Raw genomic sequence first — 16,099 nt, 5'->3', positions numbered from 1 at the left:
ATGGCTGTGATTCCGTCAAGTGCAAGGCGGTGGATTTGACTTCTCCTCAGCAGCCTTTATAACGGCACCGGTTGCCCCAATGTGAACTTATGTAGGGAAACAGCGGTCAATCCACGCAAAGGCGCGAATAACGCCTTTAGAGGGTCATTGACCGGCAGAGTCCGCCTGACCGCTGAGTATCGACGGTACAGGGAGTCTCCTGCCACTGGTACAGGCTCAGATGCCGGCGGCAATATACCAGCGGAGCTGCCACCGGCTGGTTCCCTGCCTTTGGCGGTGACAGGGCGCTGATGCCCTTCCGGCTATCGAATGATGTACTGAATTGGCGGCTGGATAGCACTTTTCTATGGTTTCGACGAAACGCCGGCGCACCAGGGCGTCTACAACGAAGAGGCGATATCGCTGGCTCAAGTTTCTGTTCCTGCTGGCCCTGCTGGGGGCCCTCGCCCTGGCCGGCTACATGGTGTACCTGGATTTGCAGCTGCGCGAGCGCCTGGACAGCCGCCAGTACCAGTTGCCTGCGCGGGTCTACGCGCGACCGCTGGTTCTGCGTGAGGGCATGGTGATGCGTCCGGGTGAATTGGCCTCCGAATTCGCCGCCCTCAGTTACCGCGAACAGGCAGTCCCCAGCGAGCCCGGGTCCTGGACTCGCGAGAGTATGGAATACCGGGTCTGGCGCCGCGATTTTATCCACTCCGATGGCCGCAGTGCCGGGGCGGTAGTTTCTTTCCGCCTGCGCAACGATGAAATCAGCAATCTGCGCGATGGCAATGGCCAGCGTCTGGCCGAATTCCGCCTGGATGCCGCCAATATCGGTTCCCTGCTCGGTGGTGGTGATGATCGCAATCCGGTGCGTTTCAATGAGATTCCCCCATTGGTGGCGAACACGCTGATCGCGGTCGAGGACCAGGATTTTCTCCACCATTTTGGTATTTCACCCCGGGGGATCGCCCGCGCCATGGTGGCCAATGTGAAGGCCGGTCGTTTGGTCCAGGGCGGATCCACCATCACCCAGCAGCTGGTGAAAAATATATTTTTTGACCACAAGCCGAGCCTGCAGCGCAAAATCAACGAGGCGCTGATGGCGGTGTTGATGGAGATGCACTACGACAAGGGCTATATCCTGCAGGAATATATCAACGAAGTGTGGTTGGGGCAGCAGGGCGCGCGCGGCATCTATGGTTTCGGCCTGGCAGCGGAATTCTATTTCCAGCAGCCCCTGGACACACTGGAGCCCCACCAGATAGCTCTGCTGGTGGGTTTGGCAAAGGGGGCATCCTATTACAATCCCTGGCGTCATCCGGAGCGTGCGCAGGCGCGCCGAAACACCGTGCTGGATGTGATGCAGACGCACGGGCTGATTACCCAGGCGCAATATGCACTCTACTCGACGAAATCCCTGGGGGTGGTCAAAGGCGGAGTCACTGCGCAGAATCCTTATCCGGCCTTTACCGAACGGCTGCTGGAAGAATTGCGGCCCTATTACTCCTATGAGGAGTTGCGCACCGCGGGCCTGAGGATCTACACCACCCTGGCGCCCTCGGTGCAGAAACTTGCCGAGGAGGCAGTCAGCAACGGTGTGCAAGCGCTGGAAAAGGAACGCCATATCGAGGACAACTCCCTGCAGGCGGCCGCAGTGTTGCTGGATAATGGCAGCGGCAATGTGCTGGCTATGGTGGGAGACCGCGACCCGGATTACCCCGGTTTTAACCGCGCCCTGGAGGCCCGCCGTCAGGTGGGTTCCCTGATCAAGCCCGCGGTCTACCTCACCGCGCTGGAGCGGCCCTTGGAATACAATCTGGCCACGCTGCTCGACGATGCCCCGATTCGCATTGAGGAGGCGGATGGCGATGTATGGATGCCGCAGAATTTCGACAAGCGCGCCCACGGCCAGATCCCGTTGTACGTGGCTCTGGCCAAATCCTACAATTTGGCCACCGCCCACCTGGGTCTCGATCTGGGGCTGCAAAATGTGCGCCAGACGATTCGCCGTCTGGGCGTAGAGGCCCATCTGCCCCGCGTGCCGGCGCTGCTGCTGGGTGCTGTGGAGATGACCCCCTTCGAGGTGGCGGGGATGTACCAGGCCATCGCCAACGGCGGAGAGGCTGTGCAGCCGCGTACCCTGCTGGCGGTAGCCGATGCAGAAGGGGTTCACGTCCAGCATTTCCGCCTCCGCACCCATCGCGGTGTGGATCCGGTACCGGCTTACCTACTGCGCTGGGGACTGGAACAGGCCGTGCGTGAAGGTACCGGGCGCAGCTCCGCCAAGCGCCTGCCGGGCAGTGTTGCCTTTGCAGGCAAGACCGGAACCACCAACAACAACCGCGACAGCTGGTTTGCCGGTTTTTCCCCGGATGTGACCGCGGTGGTATGGCTGGGACGCGACGACAACGAGCGCACCCGGCTCACCGGTTCCACCGGCGCCCTGCCGATCTGGACGGAAATCATGCGCAAGCTGCCCCACCAGCATGGGCCGATAGAACCGCCGCGGGGGGTAGAGTTCAAGCCGGTCAATGCGCGCGGCCAGTTTATGGACCCCGATTACTGCCGCGGTGGCTATGAGGTACCTTTCTCCTTCGAAACCCGCCTGCCCCCGGCACCGGAATGCCGGGGGCAGGATCGCTGGCGCTGGTTCCGCAACCTGTTTGGCAGCGACCGCCGTGACGTGGCACCGCGGGAGCAGATGACGCCGGGCTGGGGGGTGAACCCCAGCGAACAGCAACTGCGCGAAGAGCGACGCCGCCAGCTGTGGGAGCAGCTGAGGGGGGATGATGCGGAGGAATTCGGACCGGCGCCGAGCTCTGAGGACGAGCCGATCGGGCTCCCCAGCGGACAGGGCCGCTCGCAGCCCATTGACACAGAGCCCCGCGGCGTGCCCGGCGAGGAGGTGCAGCCCACAGGCCCCGCAATGGAAGATCAGTGGCCCTGAAGTTTGGATGTGGCGCTACGTCCTGTATATCCGCCTTGGAATTTTTACCCCTGCAGAAGTTGTGCGGCCTCCTCAGCAAAATACGTGAGAATGCCATCGGCGCCAGCGCGCTTGAACGCCAGCAGACTTTCCAGAATCACCGCCTCGCGCAGAAGCCAGCCGTTTTCAAAGGCCGCACAGTGCATAGCGTATTCTCCACTCACCTGGTAGGCAAAAGTGGGTACGCGCAACGCCTCCTTCACCCGGCGTACAATATCCAGATAGGGCATACCCGGTTTCACCATCACCATATCCGCACCCTCCTGCAGATCCAGGATGCACTCGTGTAGCGCTTCGTCGGTATTGGCGGGATCCATTTGGTAGCTCGCCTTGCTAGCGCCTTTCAGGTTGCCGGCGGAACCCACTGCATCGCGGAAAGGGCCGTAATAGGCGGAGGCGTACTTGGCGGCGTAGGACATGATCAGGGTGTTGGTGTGGCCCGCACGCTCCAGGGCCTTGCGGATGGCGCCGATGCGGCCATCCATCATATCGGAAGGCGCCACCATATCCGCACCCGCAGCGGCGTGGGACAGGGCCTGCTGCACCAGGACCTCCACGGTTTCATCGTTGATAACATAGCCGCTGTGGTCTATCAGGCCATCCTGGCCGTGGCTGGTGAAAGGGTCCAGGGCCACATCGGTGATTACGCCCAGTTCCGGTGCCGCATCTTTCACTTCCCGCACCGCACGCTGGGCCAGTCCGTCGGCATCGTGGGCGGCGCGGGCATCGTCGCTCTTTTGAGTGGGGTCGACCACCGGGAATAGCGCCACTGCGGGAATCCCCAGGTTTTGCACGGACTTGGCCTTTTTTGCCAGCAGGTCGATGCTCAGGCGGTGTACTCCCGGCATTGACGCCACCGTTTGGATTTCGTTGCGGCCCTCAATCACAAACAGCGGCAGGATCAGATCATCGCTGCTGAGCTGGGTTTCCCGCACCAGTCGACGGGAAAAACTCCGGGCGCGCAGGCGGCGCAGGCGGGTGTTGGGATAGGCACCGCGGCCGAGACTCTGACTCATGGAAAACATTCTCCGGCTATCATCAGCAGCTGCAGACACTCCGCGACCGCAATGGACCATCATATCAAATTGCCGCCTCTGGTGATTTCCCCTGTTGTGGGGCTGGGGACAGTGTACGAGTGGGAGAGATTTTGTCGGCAGTGAGGTACGGCGATACTGTGCTTGCTGCGGCCGGTGTTGTAGTGCAAGTCTCGGATGGGGGGAGCCCGATCAGGACGCAAAAAAAGAGTCTGCTGTGGATAACAGCACCCGCGCCTGCGGGTGCCAGAGCAGGGGAATCAGTCGAGGCGAGCGAAGACCCGCTCGGCGGTGGTGATCGTTTCCTCAATATCTTTTTCGGTGTGGGCGGCAGACATAAAACCGGCTTCGTAGGATGCCGGTGCCAGATAGACCCCCTCTTCGAGCATGCCGTGGAAGAAGCGGTTAAAGCGCTTGTTGTCACACGCCATTACCTGCTGGTAGTTAGTTATCTGAGGCTCTTCCGTAAAAAAGAAGCCGAACATGCTGCCGGCCTTATTGGCGGTGAAAGGAATGCCTGCCGCCCTGCCGGCCCTGAGGAGGCCCGCTACCAGGTGGTCTGTTTTGGCAACAAGCCGTTCGTAGAAGCCGGGTGCTTCCACCAGGCGCAGGGTTGCCAGGCCTGCCACCATGGCCACCGGGTTTCCGGACAGGGTACCCGCCTGGTACACCGGACCCAGAGGGGCAATCTGTTCCATAATCTCGCGCTTGCCGCCAAAGGCGCCCACCGGCATACCACCGCCGATCACCTTGCCGAGTGTGGTCAGGTCCGCCTCAAGGCCATAGTAGCCCTGGGCACCGGTCAGGCTGACGCGGAAACCGGTCATCACCTCGTCGAGAATCAATACGGCACCATATTGGTCGCAGACTTCGCGCAAAGTTTCCAGGAAGCCGGGCAGCGGCGGAATGCAGTTCATATTGCCGGCCACGGGCTCGACAATAATACCGGCGATCTGGTCACCGAACTCCCCGAAACAGGCGCGCACGCCCTCCACATCGTTGTAGTCCAGGGTGATGGTATTGTCCGCCACGGCTGCGGGCACACCGGGGGATGAGGGAACCCCCATGGTCAGGGCTCCGGAACCCGCTTTCACCAGCAGGGCGTCGGAATGACCGTGGTAGCAGCCCTCGAACTTCACAATTTTGTCGCGCCCGGTATAGCCACGTGCCAGGCGGATGGCGCTCATGGTGGCTTCGGTGCCGGAGTTGACAAAGCGCACCAGGTCCATATTTGGCCAAAGACGACAGAGTGTTTCCGCCAGTTCGGTTTCCAACTCGGTAGGCGCACCAAAGCTCAGGCCTGACTGGGCCTGTGCCACCACCGCAGCAATGACTTCGGGGTGTGCGTGACCCAGCACCATCGGGCCCCAGGACTGCACATAGTCGATGTAGCGCTGGTTATCCGCGTCGTAGAGGTAGGCACCGTCGGCTCGGCGGATGAACAGCGGTGTGCCGCCCACCGCCTGAAAAGCCCGTACCGGTGAGTTAACGCCGCCGGGGATAAACTGTTGCGCCTGCGCGAAGAGCTGTTCGGATTTATTCATAGAATTTTTTTCTGAAATTGTGCAAAACACCAGGGACCAGTGGGATATTATCGCGGCGTTGGGCTTTTGGGACAATGTGCAGCGCGGTGGACACTGCTAACTTGAGAGGCGGTGACGGGCAGGCCAGTCAGACGCTCACCTGCGTCGGGTGCGGGATTTCCGTTTGAAAGAGGAAGGGGCCGTAAGACTGCTCAGCGTTCACACCAGAAGAGGCGATTGGGGATCGGCCTGCCCATGCCCAGTCGGCGGCTGTCTCTGATGGCGCTCCAGGTGTATTGCTGGCTGCGACTTACCGCCTCAATGATGGTCAGGCCATGGGCGATGTGGCAGGCAATCGCGGTGGCCAGGGTTCCGCAAACCCCGTAGGCAGCCGGTGGCAGTCTCTCCCAGTGAAATTCGCGGATCAGCCCGCGCACGTCGTAGAGACGATTTTGCAGCTGTTGTTTGCAGGGGACACCGGTGAGCAGCAGGTAGCGGCAGCCCCCTTCCAGCAACTCCTGAGCCATTGCATCCAGTACATCCGCCTCTACCGCCATAGCGCGGGCTTCGCGCCGGTTTGGGCAGACCATAGTGGCATGGGGCAGCAGCAGGGACGCCATGGCTGACCAGAGAGGAGGGGCGAGCACACTCTCTTTGTCCGCCAGTGTGGCATCCGGATCAATAACCACCGGGATATCCGGGTAGTCCCTCAATACGCTGTGCAGTGCCCGCACATTTTCCACCGAGCCCAGGTAGCCAATCTTGATGGCCGCCACCGGCATATCCTCGAGAACCGTTCGGGTCTGTTCCACCAGCAGGCTGTCGTCCATCGGCGCCACCCCGAGCAGTTCACCGGTATTGCCGATGCTGATGGCAGAGACGGCGGAAGCGGCGTGGCAGCCGAGGCTGACTGCCGTCTCGGTATCGGCAGCGATACCGGCACTACCACTGGGATCGTGGTGGGTGATGGTCAGGATAATGGGCTGTGGTGTATCCATAGGGGTTCTGGGTGGCTGCCAATAGCTGTGCGGCTAATTCTAGTTGCTGAGCTGACGATACTTGGTAGTACTAAACGCCAACTTAGAAGGGCTTTACTACCGCCAGGACGACAATGACAATCAGAGCCAGTGTTGGAATCTCATTGAATATACGGAAAAAGCGTCCGCTGCGGGTATTGCTGCCCCGGGCAAATTTACGCACATAGGCGCCACATATATGATGATAAACCAGCAGCAATACCACAAAGGCAAGCTTTGCATGCATCCAGCCTGCGGCAGTGTAGTAGCTGGTGTTAAAACTGTATAACCAGATACCCAGGGCGACTGTGGTGATCATGGAGGGGATGGCAATCACACGATACAGGCGCCGTTCCATAATGCAGAAGCGATCGCGACTGATGGCATCTGTGGCATCCACATGATAGACAAAAAGGCGCGGTAAATAAAATAGTGCCGCAAACCAGCTCACCATGGCGATAATGTGAAAAGCCTTGACCCACAGCATTGGATACCCCCTCGAAAATGAAATCGGACTCTGCTTATTTGCGGTAAAAACTATCAATTTGCACCGGCAGAATAATACCTGCGATGCGATTGTCCAGCGGACCGCTCTGGTAGCGGCTGATGTACAGGGCGTCAGCGCCGGTGCTCTCCAGCTTTTGTTGGGCCTCCAGTAAAGTGGCGTACCAATTCAACTCCGCCAATTGTTTGCGCTCACCGGGTATTTTCAGCAGATCGATCCGCGGTGGCGCTTTGGCAATCCCCGTCTCTTTTGCAGCAGCGGTTGCCGGGATTTCACCTTTTGCGTCGCCCTGCAGGAACGTAGCGAGGTCAGCGGCGCGCAGTAACTGTGGCGAGGGTTCATCGGGTAGGTCAATGAGGATCCACTGGGGGTGCTGGGCGATGTATTCCCTGGCTTGTGCCAGGGTGATGATTTGTGGCGTTACGATGAAGTGCCGGTCCATTTCACTGGCGACGCCGACACCGCTGAGCATCTGCTGGCGCCAGCTGGGGGTGCCGGCCCTGTTCAATGCCCGCAGTGTCTCCTGGTAGATACCCTGAGTGGAGAACAGCTGTCTGCTCACCACTGTGGCCACTACGATCATCATCATTCCGGGAAACAGGATATTGGGATTGTAGGTCAGCTCGAGTATCGCCAGCAACGCCGCCAGTGGCGCATTCAGCATGGCAGCCATCATCGCCGCCATTCCCACCATGGCATAGAAACCGGGGCTGGCAGCGTGCTGGCCCAGCCACAGATTGGCGAGCCCGCCGGCGATGCCCCCCAGACAGGCGCCGAGAATCAGGCTGGGCCCGATCACCCCGCCGGGAATGCCCAGGCCAGAGCCCAGGGCCGTGGCTACCAACTTGGCCGCGACCACCACAGCCAGGGTGGCGATACCGAGTTCGCCGAGCATTGCCATTTGCAGGGTGTCGTAACCGCCGCCGAGAATTTCCGGCACCCAAATGCCAATGGTGCCGGTCACCAGGCCCACCATCAGAAAGCGCAGCAGTGGTGAGCGGTATTGCTGGCGCGCAAGGCTGCGATGGGCCCAAATAAATAGGGCCGCCAGCGTACCGATGGCCAGGGCACAGACAACCAGAATGGGCAGCTCCGCCAGGGAGTTAAGCTGGATTGCTGGTACATTGAAATCCGGCTCGCGCCCGAAGGTGAGCTGGGTAAGTGTGCTGCCGGCCACCGCCGCCAGCATGACCGGTAGAAATCCCGCCACAGAATATTCCAGCATAACCACCTCCATGGCGAACACCACACCGGCCAGTGGAGTGTTAAATGACGCGGCGATGGCCGCGGCCACCCCACAGCCCAGCAGGCTGCGTGCGGCGTTATTGGGTAGGTGAAGGATGCGCGCCAAGCCACTGCTGCTGGCCGCGCCGAGATGCACTGCGGGGCCTTCGCGCCCCACCGAATGGCCGCTGATCAGGATGATGGCACCGGCAAAAAACTGCAGGAGTGCATTTTGTACCGGCATTTTCCCCTGGTGGTTGTAGAGCCGGTCAAGCACATGTACCACGCCGACGTCGTAGTGTTTGGGGCTCAGTGGCAAGTAGATAAAGCCAATCACCAAAGCCCCCAGTACCGGCAGAATAAACCGCCATAGGGGCGAGAGGGATTCATAATTCTGTGGCACCGATAAAAAAAATGTGGTGGGCCACTCCATCGCCAGCCGGAACAGAATGGTCACGCCGCCGGCCAGGATACCGATAAGCAGTCCCATACCTGCCAGTGGTATCAGGGCCTCTCTCGCGGAAAGCCGTAAACGCACATGCTCGAGCGTGTTTTTCCGGGGCAAACACCGGGCTAGCGTATTCTTGAGTAATTTCCTTGGACGCTGTGACACCGCCGATCCTTCAAATGCTGGTGCTTGTGATAAAGTGCTCTGCTGGTTTTATGATTATTGCCCCAGTTGGTGGATTTGCCGGGAGATTCTAGCAAGGTGATCAAGGTAGCAATTGTCGGTGGCACCGGCTATACGGGGCTGGAATTATTGAGGCTTTTGGCGGTGCATCCACAGGCTGAAGTCACCGCCATCACTTCCCGCTCCCGGAAAGATATCCGTGTGGCGGAGCTTTTTCCCAGTCTGCGCCGCCACTGTGAGCTGGCTTTCTGCGAACCGCATATCGACCGCTTGGCCGACTGTGACGTGGTGTTCTTCGCTACCCCGCACGGTGCTGCCCAGGCCCAGGTCCCGCCTCTGCTCGAGCGGGGTATCAGGGTAATCGATCTCTCCGCGGACTTTCGCCTGCGGGATATTCCCACCTGGGAACGCTGGTATGGCCAGGTGCATGGGGCGCCGGCACTGGCTCAGGAGGCCGTCTACGGGTTGCCTGAAGTCAATCGCGCCGAGATTGCGGGGGCCCAGCTGATTGCCTGTCCCGGTTGTTACCCCACTGCGATTCAACTGGGTTGGATTCCCCTGTTGGAGGCGGATATAGTGGAGCCCGAAGGGCTGGTAGCCAGCGCCGCCAGTGGTGCCAGTGGTGCCGGACGTCAAGGCAAAACGGGCTTGATTCTGGCCGAAAACAGCGATAATTTTCGCGCCTACTCCGCCTCCGGTCACCGGCACCTGCCGGAAATAGAACAGGGCCTGAGCCGAGTCCAGCCTCCGGGAGCCACCCCTGCTCAAGTTACTTTCGTGCCGCATCTGTTGCCGATGGTCAGGGGTATCCACGCCACTTTGCTGGCAAAAGCCAGGGGCCATCTGTCAGCTGCCGAGCTTCAGGCGCTGTATGAAAACCGCTATAGGGATGAGCCGTTTGTAGATGTACTGCCCCCCGGCAGTCACCCGGAGACACGCAGTGTGAGAGGCACCAATCTGTGTCGCCTCTCTGTGGTGCAGCCACAGGGGCGGGGCACGCTGCTGGTCATGTCGGTCATCGACAACCTCGCCAAGGGCGCTTCGGCTCAGGCGGTACAGAATATGAATATTATGTTTGGCCTGAGTGAGACCTTGGGCTTGGAGAGTCCGGCGGTACTGCCTTAGAATCGGGACACCCACGACAATCGATAAAACCCGAATAAAACGCAACGGACTTTATGGAGCTCAAAGTTAAAGGCAGCAAGCAGTACCGCATGAAGGTGGTGCCCCATAAGCCCTTTTCTGGTGTTTTCGCCACAGTTGGTGTCACTCTGCTGGTTTTGGCCACGGCTGCCGGCTCCTATTTTACCGGGCAGTACCAATTGCGTAAGAGTCTGGATGAAAAGACTGTGCAGCACACTAAGGTTCTGGAGCATCTGGCGGCCCTTAAGGGCGAAAATGAAACCCTGCGTATGCGCGCGACAACCGCTGAGCAATCCCTGGCGATTGGTGACAAGGCCAGCGAGGCTGTGCGCGCTGAACTGGTGCAAAAAGAAAATCAGATTGCCGAGTTGAAGCAGGAGATTTCTTTTTACCGGGGCGTTATGGCGCCGGCGGATGGCGGCGAGGGCGTTTCTATTGGCCGCTTTATCCTTTCGCAAACCGCCGATGCAAGAATGTATCAGTACAAATTACAGGTGCAGCAGTCAGCGGCGCGGCGCAATGTGGTCAGGGGCTCAGCCACTGTTACTGTGGTTGGGCGCGAGGATGGGCAGGTGAAGCGCTATCCCTTGAAAGCGTTATCCGAGCAGGTGGAGAGCGAATCCATTGCGTTGCGTTTCAAGTATTTCCAGAATATCGAGGGCGAGCTGCGCTTACCGGAGGGGTTTGTCCCCGAGGGTGTGGAGTTGTTGCTCAAATCCACCGGGCGCAAAGGGTTCAATATTGAACAGCGCTATGGTTGGCTGGTTCAGAAAAGCTAGCAACGATGCCGCAGGCATGAGGTTTTGGATAATATGTTGAGAAAAAAAGAGAAACAAACCACTATGGCCAGTAACGGTAGTAACCACACCACCCTGATTGCACGTCAGACCGAAGTGTCCGGCAATATCCATTTTCGCGGAAACCTGGTCATCGAAGGCAAGGTGAAAGGCAATGTCAGCGCTAACAGCGACAGTGAGGCGCGCCTGCAAATTGTTGAGGGCGGTATTATTGAAGGGGAGATCCGCGTGCCGCAGGTGGTGATCAATGGCCATGTACATGGCGATGTGTATGCCGCGCGCCATCTGGAGCTAGCCGCCAAAGCTATGGTGGAGGGCAATGTACACTATAAATTGATAGAGATGGTCAAGGGGGCACAGGTGAATGGTGCCCTGGTCTCCAACGTGGATGTCAGCTCTGCCGGTGAGCCCCAAAGGATTGGCTACACGGAAGACGAGACCGTGATTGAAGTCTCCTAGGCCAGTCTCTGTACCGGGGACGCGCGCTATTCCAGTGCTATCAGGGGGCACTTGTCCATTACTTGACTGATTTCCTGGGTTTAAGCATGATGGGCCCCCGGACCGCGTTCTGTCTGGCTTTATGCTGGCCGGGATGGTCCTGATGAGGTGAGAGAGACTTATGTCAGAAGCTGTATCCTTTTCTCCCGTACCGCTGGTGGTTACAGATAGTGCTGTGGCCAAGGTAAAGAGCCTGCTGGAAGAGGAGGGCAACCCAGATCTGAAGCTCAGGGTATTCGTCACCGGTGGCGGCTGCTCAGGATTCCAATACGGCTTCTCTTTTGACGAACTGGTTGCTGAGGATGATGCCGTTATTGAAAAGGATGGCATACAGGTCTTGGTTGACGCCATGAGCTATCCCTATCTGGTGGGCGCCAATGTCGACTATGAAGAGGGCCTGTCCGGTTCTCGATTCGTTGTGCAAAACCCCAATGCTTCCTCAACCTGTGGTTGTGGCTCCTCCTTCTCCATATAAGGCCGGTTGGATTTGTATCTGCCCTCAGGGCGGGTAGATTGCTCCCAAAACGGCTTCTTTACGCGCTCCAGTGACGCCGGGGCAATTACCTGGCAGGCCGAGCAGTGTCTGCCGGGCCAGCCAGGCAAACCCCACGGCTTCCAGCCAGTCAGCATCAATTCCGTAGGTATTCGTGTTGGAAATTGACCAGGTAGGCAGTCTCCGTTGCAGGCGGGACAGCAGGTTTTTGTTCTTGGCACCACCGCCACAGACCAGTAGCTCTCCACCGTCCGCAAACAAGTGTACCGCCTCGGCAATGCTGGCTGCCGTAACTTCCGAAAGGGTTGCCTGCACGTCTGCAGGCGTCAGCTCCAGGCCCGCCAGGGCCTGCTCAAGCCAACTGGCATTGAAGGTCTCGCGGCCGGTGCTTTTGGGTGGCTCAGCGGCAAAGTAGGGGGTGGACATCAGGCGGTTGAGCAACTCCGGATTGGCGCGGCCACTGGCGGCCCAGGCCCCGTCCCGGTCAAACGGTTGATCTCTGTGCAAACCCACCCAGTAATCCAGCAGTGCGTTGCCGGGACCCGTATCGTACCCGTACACACTGCCGTTTGTTGCCAATTCGGTAATATTGGCGATGCCGCCGATATTCACGACGGCACGATTGGTCCCGGTACTAAAAACAGCGCGGTGAAATGCGGACATCAGTGGCGCGCCCTGGCCACCGAGGGCCATATCGCGGCGACGGAAGTCTGCCACTGTACTGATACCGGTCAGGGCTGCGATGGTGTTGGGGTCACCCAACTGCAGGGTAAAGGGCGAGGTGACGGTGCCCGGAGGGCGGTGCCGCACAGTCTGCCCATGGCTGCCGATCGCGGTCACGGCATTGGCCTCAACGCCGGCACGCGCCAGTAACAGATTCGCGGCCTCAGCGAAGATCTGGCCCAATTGGCGGTCGAGTTGCCCGGCGCGGTCCAGTTCGGAGGGACCAGGCGCACACAGGGCCAATATAGCATCGCGAAGGGCGGCGTGAATGGGGTGTCCTATGGCTGCCAGAATTCTCGGCTTCATCTTGTCTTCATCGCCGAAATCAACCAGTACCGCGTCAATCGAGTCGACGCTGGTACCGGACATCAGGCCGATAAAAAGACTGGGCATATCGGTTGCCACTTTATGGGTTGTTCTCGTCGAGTTTGGCCAGTGCCGGTCCCTGGTAACTGGCCAGTTTTGCCAGTAATGGCTGGGTCTGGTTCTTAAAGCGGGTCATTTCAGAGGTCGGCACCGATTTCGCTTTCGGGAGTTTGCGCACTATGGTGGCCGGGTTGCGATGCCTGCCACCCACCAGGAATTCGTAGTGCAGGTGTGGCCCGGTTGCATAGCCGGTGGAACCCACGGTGCCAATCACCTGGCGCTGTTGTACGCGCTGGCCTTTTTTCACCTTGCGTTTGGTCAGGTGCAGGTAGCGGGTAACATAGCGCTCACCGTGCTGGATGAATATATAGTTCCCATTGGCCTTGCTGTAACTGGAGGCGACGACGCGGCCATCGCCGGTGGCATAGACTGGCGTGCCGCGGGGTGCGGCATAGTCGGTGCCGTTGTGAGGGCGGCGGGATTTGAACACAGGATGTAGGCGCCGGGGGTTAAAGTGAGAACTGATACGGACAATATCCAATGGAGTGCGGATAAAGGCCTTGCGCATACTCTTGCCTTCCGGCGTAAAGTAGTTGGCGTCGCCCTTATTGTCGACGTAGCGCACAGCGCTATAGGTCCTGCCCTGATTGGTAAAACTGACTGCCAGAATGGGCCCGTTGCCAATTTTCTCCCCATCGAAAAATTTTTCTTCAAACATAACGCTAAAGCTGTCGCCCTTGCGAATATCCAGCGCGAAGTCGATATCGGAACTGAAAACGTCTGCCATTTCCATGATCAGGCTGTCGCTCAGTCCCGCCTCGCTCCCCGCGACAAATAGTGAGCTGCTAATCTCACCGTGGCGATAGGCCGGGTGGCTGTCCGGCTCGCGCTGTACCAGGGTGTGTTTAAATGTGTTTCCCGTTGTGCGGGTAAACCTGACTTGACTCAGCCGGTCCTTGCGCAGCTCAAGACGTTGTAACTGTCCCTCTGGATTCAGCAAAAAGGTGAGTTCTTCCCCCGGAGCCAGGCGGGCCAATTGCTTGGCTTCCCTGCCGCTGCCGAGCAAGTAATATATCTCGCTGGCATGCACTTTGGCGCGCTTGAAAAGATCAAAGAGGGTATCGCCATTGCGTATTTTCAGACTCAGTGACTGAAGGGCTTCTGTGCCGGCACTGGCCAATGGCACAGCCTGATGGGGTGCGAGAGCGGTATCGAGGTGGGCCTCGCCGGTTTTTCCAGTGACCGGAGAGAGTTTGACTGGCAGGGGCATGCGCCTGGCTTCTACCTCGGGTGTGGGAATAAATACGGCCAGCACCAACACAAATACAGCGACACCAGCGGTTAGTGCATGTGCCCGGGGAAAATGTTTGGGCAAGGCGCCAATACGGGGGTTCGGAATCGGTTTGCGGTGGTTTTGCATGGTATTAACGGGCGGCGCCGGCGGTCGTTGTTATCTGCGTTTGGTATTCCAAGTGTCTAAAAAACAGACATTGATGCGGCTTTATAGCAAAAAAACCGCCTTGGTTCACGAGATAATTGACCTGTCCGTCCATGGCTTAGTTCCTCTCTAACATCCTTTATAGCCTGGGCTTCTTGCCGCAGTGCGCTTGTATTTGCTGCAGACTCCGGTAATGTTGCAGCGCATTTGCCGCCGGCTGGCGGCGCAAATTTCAAGCCGAAAGAGAAGGGGGAGGCATGGCTGGGGTCGACATGGCACTGCTGGAGGACTTGGGCCGTCGTGGATTGATCAATCAAGCGACTGGCGATGGCGAACTGACGCAGCATTTGTCGGAGAGTCGAACCCTGTACTGCGGTTTCGATCCCACTGCAGACTCCCTGCATATAGGGAGTTTAGTACCGCTACTGACTTTGAAGAGATTTCAGATGGCAGGGCACAAACCCATTGCCCTGGTTGGCGGTGCCACCGGCCTGATTGGTGATCCGTCCTTCAAGGCACAGGAGCGCAGTCTCAATACGCCCGAAGTGGTTGCCGGCTGGGTGGACAAACTAAAAAATCAGGTTTGCCGGTTTATCGACTTCGGCTGCGATGAAAACCCCGCCATTATGGCCAACAACCTGGACTGGACCCGCGATCTGAACGTGCTCGATTTTCTGCGCAGCGTGGGAAAGCATTTCTCCGTCAACAATATGGTGAACAAGGAATCGGTCAAACAGCGTATCCAGCGCGAGGGCGAGGGCATCTCCTTCACCGAGTTCTCCTATATGCTGCTGCAGGCCATGGACTTTTCCGAGTTGTTCCAGCGCTACAACTGCACACTGCAAATTGGTGGCTCGGATCAGTGGGGCAATATCACTGGCGGTGTTGACCTGACCCGTCGCCAGTGCCGCGGTAAGGTATTTGGTCTGACCTTGCCGCTGGTGACCAAGGCAGATGGCAGCAAGTTCGGTAAGACCGAGAGCGGCACCATCTGGCTCGATGCTAAGCGCACCAGTCCCTATGCTTTTTACCAGTTTTGGCTGAATACTGCTGACGCGGATGTCTACAAATTCCTGCGTTACTTCACCTTTTTGAGTGTCGATGAGATTGATGCCATTGAAAGCGCCGATCTCCAGCGCGGTGGCAGGCCCGAGGCCCAGGGAATCCTTGCACGTGAAGTAACCCGCCTGGTCCACGGGGAAGCAGGGCTGGTCGCTGCGGAGCGTATTTCCCGCGCGCTCTTTTCCGGCGATATTACCGACTTGTCGGCTGCTGATCTGGAGCAGCTGCGTCTGGACGGTTTGCCTTCCTCAACCTTGCCGAAGGACTTTAGTGGGCTAAGCCTGATTAACCTGTTAGTGGATGCGGGCATGGCCCCCTCTGGCAAACCGGTGAAAGATGCTCTCGGTCGCAGTGCAGTTCTGATCAACGGAGAAGCAAAGGGTATGGAGAGCAATGCAGACTCGGCAGCGCTGTTCAGCGCCGATAAAGCGCTGAGTGACAATTACTTCATCGTACGCCTTGGCAAGAAGAAGTATCACCTGTTTACCCTCGCAGACTGAAGCCCTTTCGAGGGCGCTTGCTGAAATCCTGCCGGTGCGTTTCGCGCGGAAATGCCCGCAGTACCGCGGGAAAGCTGTATAGTTCGTGCCCCTGCCAGCTGTAGTGGTGGGTTTTTTGCGCCAACCTTTTGATTTCTCGAAGAATTTCTTTCATGTAAAGCGCTTGCGAGGCGTGCAG

14 protein-coding genes are annotated in these 16,099 nt (G+C 58.6%); 6 read left to right on the top strand and 8 right to left on the bottom strand.

Features of this window, described 5'->3' with window-relative positions; genetic code table 11:
* The first annotated feature begins 346 nt into the window (after nt 1-346).
* Complete coding sequence (mrcB, locus tag Q5Y71_RS03320) at nt 347-2,929, top strand: penicillin-binding protein 1B (RefSeq protein ID WP_306040077.1); 2,583 nt, start codon at nt 347-349, stop codon at nt 2,927-2,929.
* Between the two features lie 44 nt (nt 2,930-2,973).
* On the opposite strand, the gene hemB is transcribed toward mrcB, so the two are convergent.
* From hemB to Q5Y71_RS03295, 5 genes are all read right to left on the bottom strand, one after another.
* The gene (gene hemB / locus Q5Y71_RS03315; RefSeq protein WP_306040075.1) at nt 2,974-3,984 is read right to left on the bottom strand and encodes a porphobilinogen synthase; all 1,011 of its coding nucleotides are present in this window, start codon (nt 3,982-3,984) and stop codon (nt 2,974-2,976) included.
* 278 nt (nt 3,985-4,262) lie between these two features.
* Entirely contained in the window at nt 4,263-5,546 is a 1,284-nt protein-coding gene (gene hemL / locus Q5Y71_RS03310; protein ID WP_306040074.1) for a glutamate-1-semialdehyde 2,1-aminomutase, read from the bottom strand.
* A 191-nt stretch (nt 5,547-5,737) separates the two neighbouring features.
* The gene (locus Q5Y71_RS03305; protein ID WP_306040072.1) at nt 5,738-6,523 is read right to left on the bottom strand and encodes a hydroxymethylpyrimidine/phosphomethylpyrimidine kinase; all 786 of its coding nucleotides are present in this window, start codon (nt 6,521-6,523) and stop codon (nt 5,738-5,740) included.
* Nucleotides 6,524-6,605: 82 nt separating this feature from the next.
* Nucleotides 6,606-7,028 carry a protoporphyrinogen oxidase HemJ gene (hemJ, locus tag Q5Y71_RS03300; RefSeq protein ID WP_306040070.1) on the bottom strand — a complete coding sequence of 141 codons (423 nt, stop codon included), beginning with the start codon at nt 7,026-7,028 and terminating at the stop codon, nt 6,606-6,608.
* 34 nt (nt 7,029-7,062) lie between these two features.
* Entirely contained in the window at nt 7,063-8,835 is a 1,773-nt protein-coding gene (locus Q5Y71_RS03295) for a chloride channel protein (protein WP_306040068.1), read from the bottom strand.
* A 144-nt stretch (nt 8,836-8,979) separates the two neighbouring features.
* On the opposite strand from Q5Y71_RS03295, the gene argC reads away from it, so the two are divergent.
* The 4 genes from argC (at nt 8,980) to erpA (ending at nt 11,814) form a co-directional block, all read left to right on the top strand.
* Nucleotides 8,980-10,026 carry an N-acetyl-gamma-glutamyl-phosphate reductase gene (gene argC / locus Q5Y71_RS03290; RefSeq protein ID WP_306040066.1) on the top strand — a complete coding sequence of 349 codons (1,047 nt, stop codon included), beginning with the start codon at nt 8,980-8,982 and terminating at the stop codon, nt 10,024-10,026.
* 53 nt (nt 10,027-10,079) lie between these two features.
* On the top strand, nt 10,080-10,823 hold the full coding sequence (locus tag Q5Y71_RS03285; RefSeq protein WP_306040065.1) for a DUF6776 family protein: 744 nt from the start codon (nt 10,080-10,082) through the stop codon (nt 10,821-10,823).
* 33 nt (nt 10,824-10,856) lie between these two features.
* Nucleotides 10,857-11,300 carry a polymer-forming cytoskeletal protein gene (locus Q5Y71_RS03280; RefSeq protein ID WP_301415210.1) on the top strand — a complete coding sequence of 148 codons (444 nt, stop codon included), beginning with the start codon at nt 10,857-10,859 and terminating at the stop codon, nt 11,298-11,300.
* A gap of 160 nt (nt 11,301-11,460) precedes the next feature.
* Nucleotides 11,461-11,814 carry an iron-sulfur cluster insertion protein ErpA gene (erpA, locus tag Q5Y71_RS03275; RefSeq protein WP_306040062.1) on the top strand — a complete coding sequence of 118 codons (354 nt, stop codon included), beginning with the start codon at nt 11,461-11,463 and terminating at the stop codon, nt 11,812-11,814.
* 24 nt (nt 11,815-11,838) lie between these two features.
* Here the strand turns inward: erpA and Q5Y71_RS03270 are convergent, their stop codons facing one another.
* Together Q5Y71_RS03270 and Q5Y71_RS03265 are read right to left on the bottom strand one after the other, a co-directional pair.
* The gene (locus Q5Y71_RS03270; RefSeq protein ID WP_306040060.1) at nt 11,839-12,948 is read right to left on the bottom strand and encodes an anhydro-N-acetylmuramic acid kinase; all 1,110 of its coding nucleotides are present in this window, start codon (nt 12,946-12,948) and stop codon (nt 11,839-11,841) included.
* 13 nt (nt 12,949-12,961) lie between these two features.
* On the bottom strand, nt 12,962-14,341 hold the full coding sequence (locus Q5Y71_RS03265; protein WP_306040058.1) for a peptidoglycan DD-metalloendopeptidase family protein: 1,380 nt from the start codon (nt 14,339-14,341) through the stop codon (nt 12,962-12,964).
* Nucleotides 14,342-14,616: 275 nt separating this feature from the next.
* Between Q5Y71_RS03265 and tyrS the strand changes: the two genes are divergently transcribed.
* A complete protein-coding gene (gene tyrS, locus Q5Y71_RS03260; protein ID WP_306040057.1) occupies nt 14,617-15,921 on the top strand; it encodes a tyrosine--tRNA ligase in 1,305 nt (434 codons plus the stop codon).
* Here tyrS and Q5Y71_RS03255 read toward each other — a convergent pair.
* Nucleotides 15,905-16,099: hypothetical protein (locus Q5Y71_RS03255; RefSeq protein ID WP_306040055.1), on the bottom strand; the 195-nt coding region annotated here is incomplete at its 5' end. The genes tyrS and Q5Y71_RS03255 overlap by 17 nt on opposite strands.

Origin of the sequence: Microbulbifer sp. 2205BS26-8, assembly GCF_030731025.1 — a bacterium.
GTDB classification, from domain to species: Bacteria; Pseudomonadota; Gammaproteobacteria; order Pseudomonadales; family Cellvibrionaceae; genus Microbulbifer; species Microbulbifer spongiae.
Note: the sequence above shows the minus strand (reverse complement) of the source record. Positions and strands in the feature narration are given on the sequence as shown.

Bases quoted from the DNA above. Each gene is read 5' to 3' on its own strand.
- mrcB (WP_306040077.1), top strand. From the start codon at position 347: ATGGTTTCGACGAAACGCCGGCGCACCAGGGCGTCTACAACGAAGAGG.
- hemB (WP_306040075.1), bottom strand. From the start codon at position 3,984: ATGAGTCAGAGTCTCGGCCGCGGTGCCTATCCCAACACCCGCCTGCGC.
- hemL (WP_306040074.1), bottom strand. From the start codon at position 5,546: ATGAATAAATCCGAACAGCTCTTCGCGCAGGCGCAACAGTTTATCCCC.
- Q5Y71_RS03305 (WP_306040072.1), bottom strand. From the start codon at position 6,523: ATGGATACACCACAGCCCATTATCCTGACCATCACCCACCACGATCCC.
- hemJ (WP_306040070.1), bottom strand. From the start codon at position 7,028: ATGCTGTGGGTCAAGGCTTTTCACATTATCGCCATGGTGAGCTGGTTT.
- Q5Y71_RS03285 (WP_306040065.1), top strand. From the start codon at position 10,080: ATGGAGCTCAAAGTTAAAGGCAGCAAGCAGTACCGCATGAAGGTGGTG.
- Q5Y71_RS03280 (WP_301415210.1), top strand. From the start codon at position 10,857: ATGTTGAGAAAAAAAGAGAAACAAACCACTATGGCCAGTAACGGTAGT.
- erpA (WP_306040062.1), top strand. From the start codon at position 11,461: ATGTCAGAAGCTGTATCCTTTTCTCCCGTACCGCTGGTGGTTACAGAT.
- Q5Y71_RS03270 (WP_306040060.1), bottom strand. From the start codon at position 12,948: ATGCCCAGTCTTTTTATCGGCCTGATGTCCGGTACCAGCGTCGACTCG.
- Q5Y71_RS03265 (WP_306040058.1), bottom strand. From the start codon at position 14,341: ATGCAAAACCACCGCAAACCGATTCCGAACCCCCGTATTGGCGCCTTG.
- tyrS (WP_306040057.1), top strand. From the start codon at position 14,617: ATGGCTGGGGTCGACATGGCACTGCTGGAGGACTTGGGCCGTCGTGGA.